Annotated in this window: 14 protein-coding genes; 9 read left to right on the forward strand and 5 right to left on the reverse strand. The window is 59.7% G+C overall.

Annotated elements, in window-relative coordinates; translation table 11 throughout:
- Nucleotides 1-42: 42 nt before the first annotated feature.
- The 3 genes from C1722_RS01100 to C1722_RS01110 all read right to left on the reverse strand — a co-directional run bounded on the left by C1722_RS01100 (nucleotide 43) and on the right by C1722_RS01110 (nucleotide 3,208).
- Nucleotides 43-342: a hypothetical protein gene (locus tag C1722_RS01100; protein ID WP_102377627.1), complete on the reverse strand. Its 300-nt coding sequence runs from the start codon at nucleotides 340-342 to the stop codon at nucleotides 43-45.
- An 81-nt stretch (nucleotides 343-423) separates the two neighbouring features.
- A complete protein-coding gene (locus C1722_RS01105) occupies nucleotides 424-774 on the reverse strand; it encodes a 4Fe-4S dicluster domain-containing protein (protein WP_102377628.1) in 351 nt (116 codons plus the stop codon).
- 10 nt (nucleotides 775-784) lie between these two features.
- Nucleotides 785-3,208 (reverse strand): molybdopterin-dependent oxidoreductase, encoded by a 2,424-nt coding sequence (locus tag C1722_RS01110; RefSeq protein ID WP_102377629.1) that lies wholly within the window; start codon nucleotides 3,206-3,208, stop codon nucleotides 785-787.
- A gap of 913 nt (nucleotides 3,209-4,121) precedes the next feature.
- Between C1722_RS01110 and C1722_RS01120 the strand changes: the two genes are divergently transcribed.
- From C1722_RS01120 to C1722_RS01165, 9 genes are all read left to right on the forward strand, one after another.
- On the forward strand, nucleotides 4,122-5,711 hold the full coding sequence (locus C1722_RS01120) for a response regulator transcription factor (protein ID WP_244902399.1): 1,590 nt from the start codon (nucleotides 4,122-4,124) through the stop codon (nucleotides 5,709-5,711).
- 190 nt (nucleotides 5,712-5,901) lie between these two features.
- Nucleotides 5,902-8,439 carry a molybdopterin-dependent oxidoreductase gene (locus tag C1722_RS01125; RefSeq protein ID WP_102377631.1) on the forward strand — a complete coding sequence of 846 codons (2,538 nt, stop codon included), beginning with the start codon at nucleotides 5,902-5,904 and terminating at the stop codon, nucleotides 8,437-8,439.
- Complete coding sequence (locus C1722_RS01130; protein ID WP_102377632.1) at nucleotides 8,440-8,778, forward strand: 4Fe-4S dicluster domain-containing protein; 339 nt, start codon at nucleotides 8,440-8,442, stop codon at nucleotides 8,776-8,778.
- A gap of 335 nt (nucleotides 8,779-9,113) precedes the next feature.
- On the forward strand, nucleotides 9,114-10,430 hold the full coding sequence (locus C1722_RS01135; RefSeq protein WP_102377633.1) for an MFS transporter: 1,317 nt from the start codon (nucleotides 9,114-9,116) through the stop codon (nucleotides 10,428-10,430).
- A 215-nt stretch (nucleotides 10,431-10,645) separates the two neighbouring features.
- Nucleotides 10,646-11,950, forward strand: a complete 1,305-nt coding sequence (locus tag C1722_RS01140; RefSeq protein WP_102377634.1) for an MFS transporter — start codon at nucleotides 10,646-10,648, stop codon at nucleotides 11,948-11,950.
- A 304-nt stretch (nucleotides 11,951-12,254) separates the two neighbouring features.
- The gene (locus C1722_RS01145) at nucleotides 12,255-14,819 is read left to right on the forward strand and encodes a molybdopterin dinucleotide binding domain-containing protein (protein ID WP_102377635.1); all 2,565 of its coding nucleotides are present in this window, start codon (nucleotides 12,255-12,257) and stop codon (nucleotides 14,817-14,819) included.
- Between the two features lie 2 nt (nucleotides 14,820-14,821).
- The gene (locus tag C1722_RS01150) at nucleotides 14,822-15,175 is read left to right on the forward strand and encodes an oxidoreductase (RefSeq protein WP_102377636.1); all 354 of its coding nucleotides are present in this window, start codon (nucleotides 14,822-14,824) and stop codon (nucleotides 15,173-15,175) included.
- A 940-nt stretch (nucleotides 15,176-16,115) separates the two neighbouring features.
- On the forward strand, nucleotides 16,116-16,694 hold the full coding sequence (locus C1722_RS01160) for a helix-turn-helix domain-containing protein (protein WP_102377637.1): 579 nt from the start codon (nucleotides 16,116-16,118) through the stop codon (nucleotides 16,692-16,694).
- Between the two features lie 9 nt (nucleotides 16,695-16,703).
- Complete coding sequence (locus C1722_RS01165) at nucleotides 16,704-18,395, forward strand: AMP-binding protein (RefSeq protein ID WP_102377638.1); 1,692 nt, start codon at nucleotides 16,704-16,706, stop codon at nucleotides 18,393-18,395.
- 68 nt (nucleotides 18,396-18,463) lie between these two features.
- Here C1722_RS01165 and C1722_RS01170 read toward each other — a convergent pair whose 3' ends face one another.
- Both C1722_RS01170 and C1722_RS01175 read right to left on the reverse strand, forming a co-directional pair.
- Nucleotides 18,464-18,904, reverse strand: coding sequence for a helix-turn-helix transcriptional regulator (locus C1722_RS01170; protein WP_102377639.1), 441 nt, complete (start codon nucleotides 18,902-18,904; stop codon nucleotides 18,464-18,466).
- A gap of 237 nt (nucleotides 18,905-19,141) precedes the next feature.
- On the reverse strand, nucleotides 19,142-19,474 hold the full coding sequence (locus C1722_RS01175; protein ID WP_102377640.1) for an oxidoreductase: 333 nt from the start codon (nucleotides 19,472-19,474) through the stop codon (nucleotides 19,142-19,144).
- Nucleotide 19,475: the final 1 nt, after the last annotated feature.

Here is a 19,475-nt window from a genome sequence, read left to right on the forward strand (position 1 = left end):
CGCCTGACGCCTATTCGCCCGAACCGCAGAGCGGCGCGGCGCTTACATGAACACGATGGTGATATCCTTGCGCGCCGGTTCCTGCCCCTTATCGAGGTAGGCTTTGCCGCCGCCGATCTGGGTTCCTTGGGCGTCGTAGGTCATGCAAACGCCCATGTACGCCTTGGTGTGCTCTTGGCCGTCTTTGGATTTGTCGGCTGCGAGCACGTACTTATTCGCCTTCTCGTCGGCGAGAAACTGCTCTTGGAGATCCTGCTTTGCCGCTTCAAGATCGATCGTTGCGTTCTCTTCGATAAACGCCTGAAACTTCTCTTCTCCCCGGATGACTACATTCACTTCCATAGTATTTCCCCTTATGTCGGTCTGAACGAGAGGATGCCCGCCGACCTTTCGGGTGATCGGCGGGCGAGGGCATTGCATATGCTAGCTTTGCAGCGGGCTGTAAAGCGCCCAGCGGGTTTTGCCGTCCATCTTTTTCGCAAGCTCCTCGATATCGTCGTAGTACATGCACCAAGCTTGGCACGCTTGGACGCACGAGGGGAGCTTGCCTTCGGCCGTGCGCGCCTCGCACAGGTTGCAGGCTTTGGTGATCGTGGGGTTGTACACCCATTCGTACGGGGTATCCGCTTTGATGTCGGTAGCGTATTCGTAGGGGCCGACTTCGGTCAGCTTGATGCCGTATTCGCCTTGCGCGAGGCCGAGCTCGTTGCGGCACGCGACTTCGCAGGAGTGGCAACCGGTGCAGTATTCGTAGTTGATGAGAATGCCTTTCATGGTTCACTCCTTAGTTCATCACGGTAACGACGGGTTCTTCGACCGGCTCGTAGGGCTTGCCCGGCTCGTATTCGGCGAAGTCGCCTTTTTCTGCAATGACTTCGTGGGGCAGCACGTCGCCCTCTTGGCACGGGTAGATTTTGCACAGCATGCTCTTGATCGCCGAGCCGATGCCGCCTTGGCCGGTGCGGAACGCTTCGGTCATGTTGTTGAGGTTCGATTCGTAGGTGCCGTAGAAGTTCGGCTCCGCGCCCTCTTGCTCGGGGAACCACCAGCCGTGTTCTGCATGGACGCGGCCGGGGCGTACCTCGATGGTCTCCTTCACCTTCTGCTTGAACCGTGCGCCTCGGCTGTTCTCGACCCAGATCCACTCGCCGTCATGCACGCCGTATTTCTCGCAGTCGACAGGGTTCACCATGATGAGCGGCCAGGGATGGAACTCGCGCATGGTGGGCAGCTGACGGTGCTCCGAGTGGAAGAACTCGAACGAGCGGCCTCCGCCGGAGAGGATGATCGGATATTCCTTATACGTTTCGGGCGTCGAGAGCGGGCTCTCGGGCGGCTCGATATGATAGGGAAGCGGGTCGACGCCCCAGTGATCGTATCCGAACGACCACAGCTCGATGCGCCCGGTGGGGGTGTTGAAGCCGGGCTGCCCATCGGGGCGCAGCATGCCTTTCTCGTACTTGCGGTACGTGGCGTCCCAATCCCAGTAGGCGGTTCCGTTGCAGCTGTTCTCGCTCGGGTTCTGGACCGTTTCCTCCCAGGTCCTGTCGTACTCGGTGCCGCCCGGAGTGAGCTGATCGGTCAGATACCAGGTGCACCACTCCTTGTCGTCTTTCCACGGCCAGTGCTCGGGTTTGATGCGCTTTCCGAGTTCGAGACATATCTGCTCGTCAGACTTCGCCTCGTAGTAATCGGTCACCTTGACCATCGTGCGAACCGGCGTCCACCACGTACGGCAGGAATTGCGCTCGCAGCTCATGGCGACGGGCAGGACGATGTCGGCAAGCGCTTGGGCGGTCGGGGTCATGAACGGGTCGGCAACCACGACGAAGGGGACTTTCATGAGGGCTGCGCGCGTGCGTGCCGGATCCATCGAAGCGCAGGCAAGCGCGTTGGAGCTTTGAATCCAGAACATCTCGATGGGATAGGGCTCGCCCGTCTCGACGGCCGCGAGGATCGCATCCGAATCGGCGCAGGAGACGATGTTCGATTCGTTGATGCCCGACTTATCGGGAATGAGCTTCTTCGCATACACCTCGGGATCGATGTACTCGTCACCCAGCCCGTAGCGCTTCTCGATGAGGTACGCGCACCGGTACAGCGCATTGCCGCCCGGATTATCGATGTTGCCGGTGATGGCCATGATATCGGCGACCGCCTCGGTTACGCCGAGCGCTGCGATCTGCTGCTCGAAAGCGAGGCCCCACTGGCATGCGCAGCTCGACGAGGTTGCGATGAGCCGTGCGGCACCGCGTATGGCTTCGGGATCGACGTCGCAGATGGGGCTCGCCCATTCGGGCGTCTTGTCGGCAACGCGCTCGGCGAGCAGCTCGAAGCCGTACGTCCAGCAATCGACGAAGTCGTGATCGTAGAGGTCCTCGGTGACGATGACGTTGAGCATGGCCATGGCCACGACGGCGTCGGTCCCGGGCCTGACGGGAAGCCAGTAGGCTGCGCGAGCGCCCCACCAGGTCAGGCGGGGATCAACGGAGATGATCTTCGATCCCATCTGCACGCACTGCACGAGCCAGTGGCCAAGAAATCCGTCGGCGTTCGACTTGATCGGCTCGTTGCCCCATACGAGGATGACGCCCGGCGCCTGCCAGTCCTCGTTCGCGTAGCGGTTGTAATGCGCCTGGGAAGCGTCGACGATGATCATATCGCCGTACTTCGCCGAGGTTCCGATCATACGCGGGAGGTAGCAGGCGAATCCCGTGAATCCGAACGTCGAGACGTTGGGCGTCTCCATGCATGCGGAAGCGAAATAGGGGACTTGCCAGCCGATGTTGCGGCCCGTTCCGTGTACGACGACGATGGACTGGGATCCGTGCTCTTCCTTGATCTTGAGCACTTTCTCGGTGATTTCGTCGTACGCCTCATCCCAGCTGATGCGCTCCCATTTGCCTTCGCCCCGTTCGCCTGCGCGACGCATCGGGTACTTCAGCCGATCGGGATGGTTGACCGCCTCGGGCATATCGAGACAGCGCATGCAGAGCTTTCCGTTGGCGACGGCGTTGAGGGGGTCGCCTTCGACTTTCTCCAGCTTGTTGTCTTTGGTGTACAGCAAAACGCCGCAACCCATATGGCAGCCGGGGGGTGACCAATGCGTCGTGCGCGTTACGGTGAAATCCCCCTCTTGCCACTGCCATTCGCCTTCATGGTAAGCTTTGCGGTCGAGCTTATCCATATACTCCTTGTAGTCGGCCATAGTGCTCCTTCCTGTCGTCTGGCACCATCGGACGATGCCGTGCGTCGCGATGCGTGACGGTTTGATTCTAGGAAGCAAGGGGTTTTGCCCGCATGCCGAACGAAGCCCTATTTCGCCTCCGAGGGCTCGAAAAGCATTAGCAATGACGGCCTATTTCTCGGGAGAAGCACCTGCTGGGCGTATGCGCGCGGGAGCGTCGCGCAAAGGAGGCATCAAAAAAAGAGACCCGTGGGGGTCTCTTTTCAGACGCGTCGTGCGCGATACGCTATTTCGGAGCTCCGGGAGCTCCGGGAGCTCCGGGAGCTCCGGGAGCTCCGGGTGCACCGGGTGCGCCGGGGGCACCCGGCGCTTTGGGGGTTCCAGGAGCTCCGGGTGCACCCGGAGCTGAGGCAACGGCGGGAAGCTTTTCTCCGCAGGAGGGGCATGATTCGGCATCGGCGGGGCAAGTGGCACCGCACTTCGGACAGTTTCGATCGAGCGAAACCGCAGCAGGTCTAAAACACATACGTGCATCCTTTCTCAATAACGTTCCGTCTCCGGGCGGGCCCGGGTCGTCCACATTATGGACATTGGCGTAACGGGGAAGCATGCACAGAGATGCCCTATATTTGCCGACGGTCTAATACCTGAGGTATTATGGTTCGCTCCTTCGGACCGTTGATTAGGATGTTTTGCCCCTTTGCTTCTCTGATCGGATATCTAAACTTAACCATAGCGAAACGATCGCGCTTGGGGCACCCGGGTACTGCCGAGGTACGGAGGTAGAAACAGCAATACATTACTTTTAGATGAGAGTGTGGGACGCGACGGGAGTTTTTCTTCGCCTTCGGGAAAGGCCGACCAGGGCGATGATCGTATGGGGGTGATACCGTTGGCTGAAAACGGAGTGAAGACGATGGGCGAGGAACGGAGCATGCCGGAGTTTCGTGTCGACCAAGCGCCGTCGAATGACGCGGGCGGCGGATGGATTCTCGTCAATGCGCGCATTCTGGTCGGGCTTATAGGCGCGATAGCGTGCTTTTCGTGGCTGTTCGTCATGCTGGGAACGTCGATATTCATACCTTTCGCGGATCTCGAAGGCGTTGCGACGGGTGCTGCCCACCTTTCGTTCTTGGCCGGATGCTGTACGGCGCTTTTGGCTTGCTGGAAATTTTCGGACTGGTTCTCGTCGCACCGGGTCGCGCAGGTGTGCTGCGCCGCCGTCTTCACCTTCGTCGGCTGCGCGGGTCTCTCGTTTTACGAGCTTGCCGCGTCGTGGTACGGGGCTTTCGGCTTTGCGCTCGGATGCGGTTTCTCGTTGGTGTACACCCTGTACGGCGAGTACATCTGCCTGTTTTTCAAGACCGACGTCAAGCCTTACATCGTCGGCATTTTCGCTGCAAGCGTTCTCATGTGCACGGGCATTCTGTTCGCCGGCCCCGATACGAGCTTCGTATTCGCGATCATCTTCCCAGCGATCGCGATCGTTGCCTACATCGTCGCCATGGCTCTGTTGCGCATCGATAAGGCGGAGGCGGTTAAGGCGAAGGTTTCCGACAAGCGCAGCCAGGTGGTGTGGCGTTCGTATCTTGCGACGGCGACGTCGGGCATGGCCCTCGGGTTCGCGCTCGGGTGCATCCTGTCGACGCAGTCGGCACAGTCGGGCGTATTCGTTTTGATCGAAGTGGCGCTGTTGGTGACGTGCATCGGGTTGCTCATCGATTCGCTGCACAAGAACGTAGCGAACGAAACCGCAACCATGCGGCTGTTCTTGCCTTTTTCCGCAGTGGTCGTGTTTCCCCTCCTGTTCGTGCAGGAAGAGATCCGCTTCGTTTTCGCCGTGCTGCTTTTGTGCGGCGCCATCTTCCCGACCACCTGCTCTCTTTCGGCCATCTGCCGCCATGTGGTGCTGTGCGATCTCTCGGCCATTCGGGCGTTCTCGTTCGGTCGCCTTATCAGCTTCGGCGGAGTTGCCCTCGGCATGGTAATTTCGTTTGCCGGGTTCTCGGAATCGGCGGTCGAGCAGTTCGGTTCTACGGCAACGACGCTCTCGGTCATTCTGTTCATGGCGCTCGTCATCTTCTCGGCATCGTTCGTCATGACCGAGGACAATTATCCCGACAAAAGCAGATTCAAGCAGGCGGAGGCGAAAGCCAACGCGGGCGAAGAGGAGCCGGTGCTCGTCGCAGGCCCCGGCACCCCTATCCGGCGCATCGCGAGCGAACAGGGCGAGCAGAGCGAAGCCGAAGGCGGTGACGAGACGAGGTTGACGCGCCCGGGGATATTCTATCTTAAATGCGAAGCCGTAGCCGAGCGCTACGACCTGTCGAACAGGCAGAAAGAGGTATTGGTCATGCTGGCAAAAGGCCGCAATGCCGAGTACATAACCGAGAAGCTCGTCATCTCGTCGCATACCGCCAAGGCGCATATCTACAACATCTACCAGAAAACTGGCGTCCATTCCCGACAGGAGCTGATGAACCTTGTCGAAGAAACGGAAGTGGACGTTTCGAACTCCGATTGAAGCGCGCTCGGCTTTCTGCGGGACGTGCGATTCATCTAACCCTTGGGGGCTTAGCTCGGGATAATTAATCTTTCTCGCCCCATGAAAGCCCATCTCCCATCTTCTATCGTTGCGGAAAAGGCGTTGTTCGCATCCGATTCGCTCGAGCGGACTGCGACTGCGTTCGAAGACGAAAAGGGAAGAGGTGCTTATGCTATTTGATTATCAAGCCTTCTTAGACGGGGTGGACCGCAAGGCTTACCATGAGGGCGAATGGCAGTGGGAGGAAGACGGCTACACCGTTACGCGTACCTATACGTATTCCGCTCCGGGGTGCCACGATTCGTGCGGCGTGCTCATGTACACGAAGGACGGCAAGCTCGAGAAGGTCGAGGGGGATCCGCTCGATCCCTGCGCAAACGGCAGGCTGTGCATGCGCTGCCTGAACCTCGTTGAGGGGGTAAACTACGCCGATAGGCCGAAGTACCCGCTCAGGCGAGCAGGCAAGCGCGGCGAGAACAAATGGGAGCGCATCACGTGGGAAGAGGCTCTCGATGAGATCGCCGACTGGATTCGCGTCAACATCGACGAGGCGGGCTTCGGACGCGAGTCGATTTTCGTGAACCACGGAACCGGCCGCAACATCTCGTCGTGGGTTCCGTTCCTCGGAGGCGCATGCCTCGGTACCCCCAACATCGGAGCCATCGGCTTCTCGGGCTACTCCTGCTATCTGCCCCGCACGTGCGGAACGGCAGCGGGTATCGGAGATTTCCCGATCGTGGATGCATCCGAGGGCCACGAAGACCGCTACGCGAACCCCGAGTGGGAGCGCCCCGACGTCGTCGTGATTTGGGGTTGCGAGCCGTTGCGCTCGAACGCGGATGGATATCTGGGCCACTGGCTCAACGTGTGCATGCAGATGGGCACCGAATTCATCTCGATCGACCCGCAGCTTACCTGGTGGGGTGCTCGCGCCGAATACTGGCTTCCCATCAGGCCTGCCACCGACCTTGCACTAGCGCTTGCGTGGCTGAACGTCATCACGCAGGAGGACCTTGTCGACCATGAGTTCATCGAATACTGGTGCGCCTATTACGACGAGCTCAAGGAACACGTAGCCCAGTACACGCCCGAATGGGCCGCCGAGATATGCGAGGTTCCCGCCGAGGACATCGCTGCGGCCGCCCGCTTCTATGCCAACGCCGAGCGCGGTGCCATCCAGTGGGGTCTTGCGTTCGATACGCAGGTCGACTCCATCCAGCTTTGCCAGACGGTTTCCAACCTCATGAGCGTATGCGGTAACATCGACAAGCCGGGAACCAACATCCTCGTGCGCAACGGGTTCGAGATCAACCCCGGGTATGCGACGGCGCAGCTGTACTGCGATCCCGACACGTTCGCGAAGAAGCTCACGGTCGATCTCGTGCATCCCGGATGCGTCCAGTTCATCGGCATGGCCGACTGCGACGCGGTCAACCGCGCCTTCGAGACCGGCGAGCCGTATCCTATCAAGATGTTCTGGTCGCAGGGGTCCAACGGCATCTCGTGCTCCGCGACGGCGGCCCCCCGCGTTCATAAGATGCTCGAAAACGTCGAGTTCTGCGTCGTGGCCGATCCGTATATGACGCCGACCGCCGTAGCGTACGCCGACATCTTCCTTCCCCTGAAAACCACTGCCGAGCGCGATTCGATGCGCGTGTGGTGGACTCCCTTGCGTGCGATGAAGGCCGTGAGCGAGTGGTACGAAGCGAAGTCGGACGAGGAGCTTATCGTGGCGCTCGGCAACAAGCTCAACCCCGAGCTCTTCCAGAAGCGCTGGCCGACGCTCGATGCGTTGCTCCAGGACTACCTCGACGTGGGTTTCAACATCTACGATCCCGACACCGGAAAGAGCTACAAGAGCGCAGGACGTTCGAAGGCGGGCATGATCGAAGTCGACGACGTTCATACCGACTACTGGAAGAAGCATCACGACGACGGAAACTGCTCGTTCGATGCTCTCGTGCAGAAGGGCGGCTACGAGTACGACGACTTCTGCGCGACCTACCGTAAGTACGAAAAGGGCCTGCTGCGCCCCGACGGGCAGCCCGGGTTCGCCACTCCCTCGGGCCGCATCGAGCTCGTACCGTATGCGACGTTCGGCGCTTGGGGCATTCCGCCGCTTGCCGAGCATGTGGAATCGCTTTCGGCCAAAAGGTGGCTTACCGATCCGGAATTCAAGAAAGAGTATCCTTTCATCTGCATCAACGGATCCCGTTCGTACGAGTTCTTCCATTCCGAGAACCGCCAGCAGGCTACGATGCGCGAATTCCATCCCATGCCGCTCGTGAAGGTGTCGACGAAGACGGCCGAAGAGTACGGTCTTTCCGAGGGCGAGTGGATTTGGATCGAGAACACCGAGGGCAGGTGCCGTCAGAAGGTCACCATTGATCCGACGCTCAATCCCCAGTACATCCACGCGGAGCACGGATGGTGGTTCCCCGAGGAGGAGCCGGCGTTCCCCCATCTGTTCGGTACGTTCGAGTGCAACATCAACAACCTCACCGCTTCCTTCGAAACGGGGCAGGGCGGCATCGGCAATCCCCTCAAGAGCATCGTATGCAAGATCTACAAGTGCACCGAGGATGTGGCCGAGCCCACGCCAGGCGAGGTCGTCACGCAATTGGGCGGTTTCCGCAGCGATTACGTAGCCGGGCAGCCCTTTGCATGGACAACCGACAATACGACACGCGAGGGAGGTCGATTCTAAATGAAGGGGATACTCATCAACTACGAGTTCTGCACGGGCTGCCATTCCTGCGAGGTGGCGTGCAAGAAGCATCTTGATTTACCCGCTGGCGAGTTCGGCATCAAGCTCACCGAGACGGGACCGTTCGAGTACGAAGGCAAGACGGGCAAGGACCGCTGGGAGTGGACGTGGCTCCCGGTTATCACGAAAGCGTGCGACATGTGCGCGGATCGCACCGAGAAGGGAAAGCTTCCCATGTGCGTGCAGCACTGCCAGGCGTGGTGCATGTACTACGGCGAAGTGGACGAGCTTGCCAAGAAGATCGACGGGACGTCCCGTTGCGCGCTGTTTACGCGCTAGGCTCCTGATTCTGTGGTTCGAAGCGCGGCGGCCTCGGCTGCCGCGCTTTGTTTTGCTGCGGCAAAATGCCGTAAAACACCAGTTCAGAAGATCACATAATACTTCATTGCTTAGCTTCTGAACCTTATTTTCGGGCGTTTTCATCCAGATAGGAAACCACGCCCCATGCAAAACCCGTCGAATCGGAACAGAATCAGCCCAATTCGATCCCGGGTCGTACGGAACGGTTCCGGTGGCGCGTGCGGAGCGAGTGCGGGAGGTGAGGCGAAGCGGAATCCGGACGGTCAAATCGATCGAGATTCAATCCTGGAGGAATCCTGGGGAAAGGTGAAACAATGACTGAAGAAAAAAAGGGGATGCATCGGGCTTGGCTCGTCTTCATCGGCGTCTGCATGATGATGGCCGGCGGCATGGGCTTGGTGCTCAACGTCATGGGCAACTACTTCGCACCGATGGCGATGGCGTTTGGCTTGGTGAACCCTGAGACGGGCGGACCTGATGTTACACAGGTGACGCTGCTTATGACTGTGTATTCGTACGTCATGCTTGTTTGGCTGCCGTTCTGCGGCCGCTTGTTCGACAAGGTTGACGCACGCATTCTGTTCGGCGCGAGCGGCATCCTCATCGTTGTCGGCCTTCTTTTGATGACGGTGTGGACCGAAGTGTGGCAGATTTACATCTCCGGTGCGCTGTTCGGTTTGGCTGGTCCTGTGATTTTCCTGGTGGGTCCATCGGTTCTCATCAACAACTGGTTCGCTCCGAAGCAGGCTGGCAAGTTCCTCGGCATAGCTTCCGCTTTCACCGGGGTTGGCACCTTCGTGTGGTCGCCTACGTTTGCGGGCATCATTCAGTCGAGCGGGTATAAGACGGGCTTTATGGTTGAAGCGGTCGTGGCTGCCGTCCTGATCCTCATCCCTGCGTTCTTCTTCTTCCGCACGCGTCCCGAAGATGTGGGACTCAAGCCGTACGGCATCGAGAAGGAAGAAACCGTCGGCGGTGAAGAGGCGAAGAAGAGCGGCGTTAGCGGTAAGTTCGCGCTCGGTACGATCGCATTCTGGGCCATCCTCGTCGGCGCGGGTCTGATTTCGCTCGGCGGCGGATACAAGTCGATGATGCCCACGGCTGTGCAGTCGGTCGGTGGTTCCGAGCTTGCCATCCTCGGCGCAACGATGATTTCTGCGGCCGCCGTCGGCAACATCCTGGGCAAGATCACGCTGGGCACTCTGGCCGACAAGATCGGCATCAAAAACGCCATGGTCGGCTTCTCCGTCGTCAGCATGATCGGCTTCTTGCTGATGGTGCTGTTCATGGGCGACAACCAGGTGCCCATGCTCATTGCCGGCTTCTGCATCGGTACGGGCGACGCGATGATGTCGGTCGGTCTGCCGCTCGTGACCCGTGCGTGCTACGGCGATCGTCGCTACGGCGAGATCTACTCGTACATGAACATGCCGATCGCCATCCTCGGCGGCATCGGCGCCACGTTCGTTGCCATGGTTGCCGGCATGACGGGCGGCTTCCAGACCGCGTACGGTTGCGGCATCGTGTTCTTCGTCATCATTGCCGCCTGCATGGTTATCGCGTGCACCACGGCGAAGAAGTTCCGCGATAAGTGGACGGTCGAAGGCGAACCCGATAAAACCCGCGCGTAATTGCGGTAAACAGGTAACATTACACCTACTATGCGACGAGTGCCGGTCGCACGGATGGAATCTGAGCGCCCGCGCCGCTGCGATCGGCGGTGCGGGCGCAGCTCAAAGAATTGGTGCCTGCATGCGGTCGGATATGCGCGTGCAGGCTGAATCTAAAAGCCCCGCGATCTATGTAGGACGCGTTTTACGCGTCGCCCGATAGATAGGTGATTTCCATGAAAAAAAAGGCTCCGCGTTTGCATTACGCATGGGTGATCATGATCGGCTGCTGCTTCATGCAGGCTGGCGGTCTTGGTGCTGTGCTCGATGCTGCGGGCGTGTTCTTCGTTCCCGTCTGCGAGGATCTCGGTCTTCTGCGGTCGGAGATATCGATGTACCTTACGTTTTATTTCATAGCTACTGTGTTTGCCATGCCCATCGTCGGCAAGTGGATTACGAAATACAACATCAACGTTTTGCTGAGCGTTTCGTTCGCCCTCGTCGTGGTCGCCGTGGCCCTCATGGGAACGTATACCGCCGCATGGCAATGGTGGATATCCGGAATCGTGTTCGGTTTGGCGGGCAGCTTCATCTTCGTTGTGCCTGCTCCGATCCTTATCGGAAATTGGTTTAAGAAGCGCCGCGGCATAGCCCTCGGCATCGCTATGTCGTTTTCGGGCATCGGAGGCGCGGCGCTCTCTCCGCTCTTCACGATCTTCATCCAAGATTTCGGATGGCGCAATGCATATTTCATTGCGGCAATCATCATGGCGGTGCTCGTGCTTCCCTGGACGGCGTTCGTGTTCAAGCTGCGCCCCGAGGACATGGGCCTGCGCCCCTACGGGTGGACCGAGGAGGATGAGCGCGCTGAGCTCAGCCGGGAGGAGAAGCACCTGGCGCTTCCCGGTGTTCCGCTCAAGAAGGCGCTCAAGACCGTGCCGTTCGTCTGCATGTTCCTGTTCGCGGGCCTCATCGCGTACTTTGCCGGATTCAATTCTCATTTACCGGGATTCGCCCAATCGGTGGGGCATTCGGCGCTTGTCGGGTCGTCTCTCTTGACGGCGGTGATGATCGGAAACGTGGTCGAGAAACTCTTCGTCGGGTGGCTCAACGACAAGGTGGGAGTCCAGCTTACCGTCAACATTCAGTTGGCAATGGTGGCACTCGGGTTCATCGGTTTCATTTTCTCGGGCGGCAACCTCGTTATGCTGTATATCTCCGCTTTCTTGTTCGGAGCGCAGAATTCGCTTGTGTCGGTTTCGACGCCGCTTTTGATCAGACAGATTTTCGGGGAGCGAGATTTTCCGGCCATCTTCACCTACGCCCGTATAGGCACGGGTGTCATAGGGTGCTTCGGCCCGGTGACGGTGGGGGCCATCTTCGACGCGACGGGCAGCTTCATCCCTGCGTTCGTCCTCGGTATCGGCATCACGGCGCTCGGATTCATCACGACGCGGCTCGCCTACGTGTACCGCAGGCGGTTGCATTGGGTTGACGCCGACGGCTCGGTTCTGCCCGAGGCCCCGTCGACGAAGTGCTGACGATCGGCATGGCGCGGGATGCGGGGCGCTTTTTCGTTGCGCGCGAAAGGCGAGCGCGCAGCGGCAAGAACTACCGCGAGGGCTTCGAGGCCGGGTGCTTCCGGATTTCCCGCATACGCGTTGTTTTTACAAAAGACCTGAACAAAAGCTATTTCATAGAAAAATAAACACTCAATGCTTAGGCAAAAAACGCCTGCTGGAACAATAAGCATATTCGGTTCATGACAGGCGATCGGCGCCGCCGTATAGTGCCCGCAAGCACAGCGTTTCGGTGTGCGCAAGCAGCGAGAGAGGAAGGAACGGTATGGAGTTTAAAAATGACCTGGGAAAGCCGTGGACGTACGAAGACGGCGATTTCACCGTCGTGCGCACCTCCATGTGGTCGCCTCCGGGATGTCATCCCGTAGGATGCGGCCTCAAGCTTTATGTGGATAAAGATGGTCGGCTCGACCACGTCGAGGGCGACGAGAACAATCCGATCACCAAGGGGCGGCTGTGCGCTCGGTGCTTGGCGTTGAAAGACTACGTGTACAACCCGAGCCGCGTCATCTATCCGATGAAGCGCGATCCGGAGTTCCGCGGCCAGCACGATAAGTGGGAGCGCATCACGTGGGAGGAAGCCTTCGCCATCGTCAAGGAGAAGCGCGACTACTTCCGCGATACCTACGGCGCGGAATCGATGGCCGTGTTCTCCGGCACGGGGCGTTCGGGCGGCATCCTCGTGTCCGATATGGCGCAGGCGGTGCTCGGCACGCCCAACGCCTGCTACACCCAGTCTGGCTACGCCTGCTATCAGCCCCGTTCGATGTCCTGTTCGCATGTGCTCGGCGCCTACTATCCCGAGATGGACTACGCGGGCGGCCTCGAGGGCACCTACGACAACCCCGTTTATCGGGTTCCCGAGGTCATGGTCATGTGGGGCAAGATGCCGCTCGCATCCAACGGCGACGGCCTGTGGGGTCATGCCGTCATCGACCTCATGAAGCGCGGGGCGAAGCTCATCAGCGTCGACCCCCGCGTCAACTGGCTGGCCACGCGCGCCGAAGTACACTTGCGCGTGCGTCCCGGCACCGATACCGCCATGGCTATGGCATGGCTGTGGGTCATCATCAACGAGGATCTCTACGACCACGAGTTCGTCGAATGCTGGACGTACGGGTTCGCGGAGTTCGCCGACCGCATCAACGATCCCGAAATGGGCATGACGCCCGAGAAGGCCGCTGAGATCTGCGAGGTTCCCGTCGAAGACATCTACAAGGCGGCCCGCATGTACGCTGCCGCAAAGCCCGCCTCCATCGCATGGGGCCTCGCCTTCGACCAGAACCAGAACGGCAACCAGGCTGCGCACTGCGTACTCGCCCTCATGGCCATCACGGGCAACATCGATGTTCCCGGCGGCCAGATCGTCGCCGAGATCGACCCCGCACCCGGCGTCAAAGACGAGCTCGCCGTCGACGGGGAGAAGGCCGAATTCAACCTCGACAAGGCCGATGCGGGCGCCGACGACAACTCCGCCGAAGATGCGGCGCGCCCCACTCGCCGTATCGGCTGGGACAGCCTGCCCGAAGAGCTGCGCGACAAGACCATCGGCTACAAGGAGTATCCGCTCTACGTCGACAACATCCGCAACGCTCAGGCGGACATCATGTTCGATGCCATGACCAAGGGCGAGCCCTACCGGATCCGCATGGGCTGGATCCAGTCCACCACGCTGCTCGCGCCGACCTGCTGCGCGCAGCCTCACGGCTGGTACGAGGGCCTCAAGAACCTCGAGTTCTGCATGGCGACAGACCTGTTCATAACGCCTGCCATCGAGGCGGCGTGCGACCTGTTCCTGCCCTTGGCTTCCTGTGCCGAGAAGGACGACGTGGTCATGACCCATTACGGCGGATCTCCGGTCTTCTACGGAGCCGTCAACAAGGCGGTCGACGTAGGCGAGGTTAAGGCCGATATGGATCTCATCATCGAGCTCGGCGAGTACCTGGATCAGGATTGCCTGAAAGATGAGAACGGCGAGCGCATGTTCAAGGACCTCGAGGATTTCCTTACGCAGCGCCGCACTTCCGGCCCCATTCGCATGGACTTCGACAGCCTGCGCAAGAGGGTCGGCTATCAGCGCGGTGTGAACTACCGCAAGTACGAAACCGGCAAGCTGCGCCCCGACCGTCATCCCGGCTTCCTCACCCCGACGGGTCGCGTGGAGCTGTGGTCGACGGCGTATGCGCAGTACGGCGAAGACCCGCTGCCCTATTATCAGGAGCCGGCGTTCAGCCCGCATAAGGATCCCGAGTTGGCGGAGAAGTACCCCTTCATCCTCACCACGGGCGCGCGCAACTACGCGTCGTTCCATGCCGAGCATCGCCAGATTCCCGTGCTGCGTGAGCTGCATCCCAACCCGATCATCGAGATACACCCCGAAGACGCTGCCGAGATCGGCGTCGCGGAGGGCCAATGGGTGGAGATCAAAAACGACTTCGGCCGCGCGAAGTTCAAGGCCGTCGTTTCTCCCGTCGTGAAGAAGGGCACCGTCCAGACCGATCACGGTTGGTGGTTCCCCGAGATGCCCGCCGATGACGAGGCGCGCGACGAGATCGTTCCCGTCGGCGAGATCCTGGAAGACGGCCCCTTGGAGTTCGACGTCAACGGAACCCATATCCGCAACGGCTACGTCAAGACCGACCATGCCGATGAAAAGGGCCTGTACGGCTTGTGGCAGTCGAACGTGAACGACCTCGTATCCAACCACTACAACTCGAAGCTCGGCTACGGCGGACCCTACAAGTGCAACTGCTGCAGCATTGCCCCGTTGAAGGAAAGCTACGACACTGACATGGACCTTGTCGTTGAAAAATTTGGGAAGTTGGTGTAACCATGGCTGACTATGGACTTCTGATCGACTACGAGTACTGCACCGGCTGCGAGAGCTGCGTGGTGGCCTGCAAAGAGGAGCACAAGCTTCCCGTCGGCAAATGGGGCATCCGCGTGCTCGACGACGGCCCTTGGCAGAAGGACGATTCCGGCGAAGGCGGCAACTGCTTCAACTGGAACAAGATTCCCGTCCCCACCGATCTGTGCGATCTGTGCGCCGATCGCGTGGCTGCCGGCAAGGATCCGTCGTGCGTGCACCATTGCCAGGCGTTCTGCATGGAGTTCGGCACCATCGAGGAGCTGGCGGCAAAGCTCGCCAAGAAGCCGAAGCAGGTGCTTTGGGCGCCCTGCGAGTAGGGTAGCGCCGTGTACGAGGCCCTCGGCGCTCGTGTGCTGAGGGCTGCATCGGATCATGCGATTCGTTGTGCGGGCACCGCGCGCAGCAAGCGTGCGGCGTCCGCCAGGCAATGAAGGATAATCATGCGCGCGGGAGGCGGTCTTGCGCGCATGCAACGAGTTCGGAAAGGCTGCATGCATGTGCTACTGCTGTAATCTGTGCAACAGGTGCGGACGGGCCGACGAGATGAAGGACAAGCTGGGCAAGCGGGAATGCCCGGCGTGCGGTCGTCTCGAACCCGACAACGACGTACGCATCTGCCCCGAATGCGGGGCAGCCCTGCCGCCGCCCTTTCCGCCGCTGCCGAGCAATCCGTCTCGTGGACGTTAGGGCAGCGTAGCGGCCGTATTCTGGCCGCGATGCCGATATGATGGGCAAAGGGGGTTCGCGAACGCGCAGAACCCCCCCCTTTTTTTTGCGTTGCCGCGCTTTCGGGCGGCCGCCCGCGGTCGCCCTGCATGCGGACGGACTGCCGCTGGGCGACAGGGCTCGAAACGCCGAGCGCGCAGGTACCCGTTGCGGCGACCGGCGGGCCGGCGGAAGGGGTCCGATGACCGTCGACATTTCACAAATGCACGCTTTTGACAAGTAAACCACTGTGTTTCAGGCCATTTTACTTGTCAAAAGCGTGCATATAGGGCCAACTCGCATTCCGTGCGAGTGCTCTTCCTGTCCGAGTGAGGCCGGAGGCGCCTTGGCGGCCGGGTTTGCCTTCGGGGATCGCGCAAGAGCGCGCGCTTCCGAAAGGATGCTCTTGCGGTGCGCTCGCCGAACCCGCTTTCCGGTGCGCCCGCCGAGCACATGCACCCGCTCTTCTGTGCGCTTCGCCCTGTGCTCGTTCTCGCGTTACAATAATCCGATGCGCCCAATGCGAGGCGCGGAATAGAGACAGGAGTAAACATGGCTACGGAAAACAAACTCGGAGGCAAGATCACCACGTTGCGCGAGTCGCTGCATCTCACGCAGGACGAGCTGGCGCTACGGTGCAACTGTACGCCTGAGGTTATCCGTGACCTAGAGGACGGCAAGATGGCGCCCTCGCTCGCTCCGCTCATCAAGATCACCCGAGCGCTCGGCGTGCGGCTCGGCACCCTCATGGACGACGACGAAGCGCTCGGCCCTGTGTACGTGAAGGCCGATGAAATCGAGGAGGCCACGCGGGCGACGAGTCTCGAGACGATCTCCGATGCGGGAGATCTGCGCTTCTTCAGCCTGGCTGAGGGGCGTCCCTCACGTCATATGGATCCGTTCATCATCACGATCAAGCCGTCGGGGGAGACCGACCACGTGCTGTCGCAGCACGAGGGCGAGGAGTTTCTCTACGGCATGGAGGGATGCGTGGAGATCGAATACGGCAAAGAGATATTCGTGCTCCATCCGGGCGAGAGCATCTACTACGATTCCATCGTGCCGCACCAGGTGCGCGCGCACGACGGGCAGAGCGCGAAGTTCCTCGCCGTCGTGTACACGCCGATCTAAGGGGAGATCATGGAAACCGACAACGAATACAAAGGCGAGCCCGGCTCGCCCGACTACAAGCTCCATTCGGAATTGACGATCGGGCGCTATTTCCGCAACCAGGTTGCGATCGATCCCGATCACGAGTTCGTCGTGTATCCCGACCGCGACCTTCGCTGGACGTACAAGGATTTCGACGAGCGCACCGACAACCTTGCGCGCGGTCTTCTGGCCATCGGCATGAAGCCGGGCGATCATCTGGGCGTGTGGGCTCGCAACATCCCGGATTGGCTCACGTTCATGTACGCCACCGCCAAGGTGGGCATCGTCATGGTCACGGTGAACCCGGTGTACAAGAGCCATGAGCTCGATTACGTGCTCAAGCAGTCCGATATGAAGGCGCTCTGCGTGATCGACGCGTACCGCGATGTGGACTACCTCTCGATCATCCGCGAACTCGTGCCCGAATCGCTCACGCAGCAGCGCGGCCACCTCGAATCGGAGAACTATCCGATGCTCGAGAACCTCATCTACATGGGACCCGAGAAGCATCGCGGGTTCTACAGCGTGCCCGAGCTGATACTGCTGGGCGAATACCTGCCCGACGATGCGCTGCCCGATGCCGAGGCCCAGTTCGACAACAACGACGTGGTCATGATGCAGTACACGAGCGGCACGACGGGCTTTCCGAAGGGCGTCATGCTCACGCACCGCAACATCTTGAACAACGGGTTCTACATCGGCGAGGGGCAAAAGCTCACGCCCGACGATCGCGTGGTTTTGCCGGTGCCGTTCTTCCACTGCTTCGGCTGCGTGCTCGGTGTGATGGCGAACCTGACGCACCGCTCGACCATGATCATCGTGGAGGACTTCAACGCGAGCCTCGTCTTGCAGGCGATCCACAAGGAGCGGGCGACAGCGGTGTACGGCGTTCCCACCATGTTCATAGCCGAGCTCAACCATCCCGATTTCGACCAGTACGATCTGACGAGCTTGCGGACGGGCATCATGGCCGGAAGCCCGTGCCCGCCCGAAACGATGCGCGAGGTCATGGACAAGATGCACATGACCGAGATCACCATCTGCTACGGCCTCACCGAAACGAGCCCGGTGTTTACGCAGACGACGGTCGACGACGATATCGAGCACAAGTGCGAGACGGTCGGCCGCAAGCACGAGCCAGTGCTCGTGAAGATCGTCGATCCCGATACGGGGCGCGTGTGCGGCGTCGGCGAGCCGGGCGAACTGTGCTGCAAGGGCTACAACGTGATGAAGGGCTACTACAAGATGCCCGAGGAAACCGCCAAGGTGATCGATGAAGAGGGGTATCTGCATTCGGGCGACCTCGGCACCGTCGACGAGGACGGGTACTACCGCGTGACCGGCCGCGTGAAGGACATGATCATCCGCGGCGGCGAGAACGTCTACCCGCTCGAAATCGAGAACTTCCTGCTCACCATGCCCGGCGTGCTCGATGCCCAGGTTGTGGGCATTCCCGATGAGCGACTCGGCGAGATCGTCGGGGCGTTCGTCCGCACCCGTCCGGGATACGAGGACATGACCGAGGAGGACGTACGTGCTTTCGCGATTCCGCGCATTGCGCGCTACAAGGTTCCCAAGCGCGTGTTCTTCATCGACGAGTTTCCCATGACGCCTTCGATGAAAGTGCAGAAGTTCAAGCTGCGCGAGATGGCCGAGGAGTTTGTGAAAGCGGGCAAGTGAGACGGAAGAAACCAGGCATGTCAGCGGGGCGTCGATGCGGCGTCCCGCTTTGCGCTGGGGATCCGCTCCTATTCACCGTCGGCGGCGGGGTGGGCTTCGGATTGCTCGAGCATGGCTTTAAGCTCGTCGGAGGTATGAACGCCGAGTTTTTTGAAGATCGAGTACTTGTGAGCCTTTGCGGTCGACGGCGATATGCCGAGCGCATTGGCGATGTAGGTGGGGTTGCGTTCGTTCGCCAGGTAGCGCAGGATATGGCTTTCGCGCTCGGTCAGACCGTATTTCTTTTCCAGGGTAAGGATAGCCTTCTTGCGCCTGCCGGGAGCGCTGCCACCGATGATGTCGTACAGGGGCGTGCCGGAGCGGGAATACTCGATATCGTCAAGTGCGTCGATGAGTTCGACGAGGTAATGCCCCATCTGCTGCTTGCTCTCGGTTTGAGCGAGGTAGCCCGGGATAGCGTTGTAGAGGATTGCTGCGGCTTCGAGCACTTTCGATTCGCTTTCTTTCATGGTGGCGATGCTTTCTGTAAGAGATAATACTGATAAGTATTATAAATGGTAAATTAAAACTATGATTCACGAAAGCATTCTTTTTCTTGAAAAATGTTCTCCTCGGTAAATACCGAAGCCAATATACAGTTAAACAGGGATTATTAGGACAGAAAGACCCCTCATGATGCAAGGGATCTTTCTGTAGTGACTTCGATAATCTGATCTATGGAGTATTAGACCATGGAAAACCGAGTTTTAGGGGATGAAGCAGGTAACCTTGTTTCCATGCTCGGCCATCTTGACCGATAGCTCTTCGACGGGCACGAGTTCCATGCACTGGGCGAGGCAGTGGTGAACGCATGCGGGCTTTTTGCCCTCGGCCACGCGGTTTTCGCACAGATCGCAAAGGTCCGAGGGGACGGGGACGTAGTCCCAAAGCCATGAGCCTCCCATCTTTACGGGACCCATCTCGTTGAGCTTGATGCCCCATTCGTCAAGAGGGATATCGTGCTCTTTGCGGCATGAAACCTCGCACACGTGGCAGCCGGTGCAGTACTTGTAATCGATCAGCAAAGCGTACTCGTTCATG

Source organism: Raoultibacter timonensis, from assembly GCF_900240215.1.
In the GTDB taxonomy this organism is placed as follows: domain Bacteria; phylum Actinomycetota; class Coriobacteriia; order Coriobacteriales; family Eggerthellaceae; genus Raoultibacter; species Raoultibacter timonensis.

Coding starts and splice junctions, on each gene's coding strand:
- C1722_RS01110 (WP_102377629.1), bottom strand. CDS start 3,208: ATGGCCGACTACAAGGAGTATATGGATAAGCTCGACCGCAAAGCTTAC.
- C1722_RS01130 (WP_102377632.1), top strand. CDS start 8,440: ATGAAGGGGATACTCATCAACTACGAGTTCTGCACGGGCTGCCATTCC.
- C1722_RS01125 (WP_102377631.1), top strand. CDS start 5,902: ATGCTATTTGATTATCAAGCCTTCTTAGACGGGGTGGACCGCAAGGCT.
- C1722_RS01160 (WP_102377637.1), top strand. CDS start 16,116: ATGGCTACGGAAAACAAACTCGGAGGCAAGATCACCACGTTGCGCGAG.
- C1722_RS01105 (WP_102377628.1), bottom strand. CDS start 774: ATGAAAGGCATTCTCATCAACTACGAATACTGCACCGGTTGCCACTCC.
- C1722_RS01150 (WP_102377636.1), top strand. CDS start 14,822: ATGGCTGACTATGGACTTCTGATCGACTACGAGTACTGCACCGGCTGC.
- C1722_RS01145 (WP_102377635.1), top strand. CDS start 12,255: ATGGAGTTTAAAAATGACCTGGGAAAGCCGTGGACGTACGAAGACGGC.
- C1722_RS01165 (WP_102377638.1), top strand. CDS start 16,704: ATGGAAACCGACAACGAATACAAAGGCGAGCCCGGCTCGCCCGACTAC.
- C1722_RS01140 (WP_102377634.1), top strand. CDS start 10,646: ATGAAAAAAAAGGCTCCGCGTTTGCATTACGCATGGGTGATCATGATC.
- C1722_RS01170 (WP_102377639.1), bottom strand. CDS start 18,904: ATGAAAGAAAGCGAATCGAAAGTGCTCGAAGCCGCAGCAATCCTCTAC.
- C1722_RS01135 (WP_102377633.1), top strand. CDS start 9,114: ATGACTGAAGAAAAAAAGGGGATGCATCGGGCTTGGCTCGTCTTCATC.
- C1722_RS01100 (WP_102377627.1), bottom strand. CDS start 342: ATGGAAGTGAATGTAGTCATCCGGGGAGAAGAGAAGTTTCAGGCGTTT.
- C1722_RS01120 (WP_244902399.1), top strand. CDS start 4,122: ATGCCGGAGTTTCGTGTCGACCAAGCGCCGTCGAATGACGCGGGCGGC.
- C1722_RS01175 (WP_102377640.1), bottom strand. CDS start 19,474: ATGAACGAGTACGCTTTGCTGATCGATTACAAGTACTGCACCGGCTGC.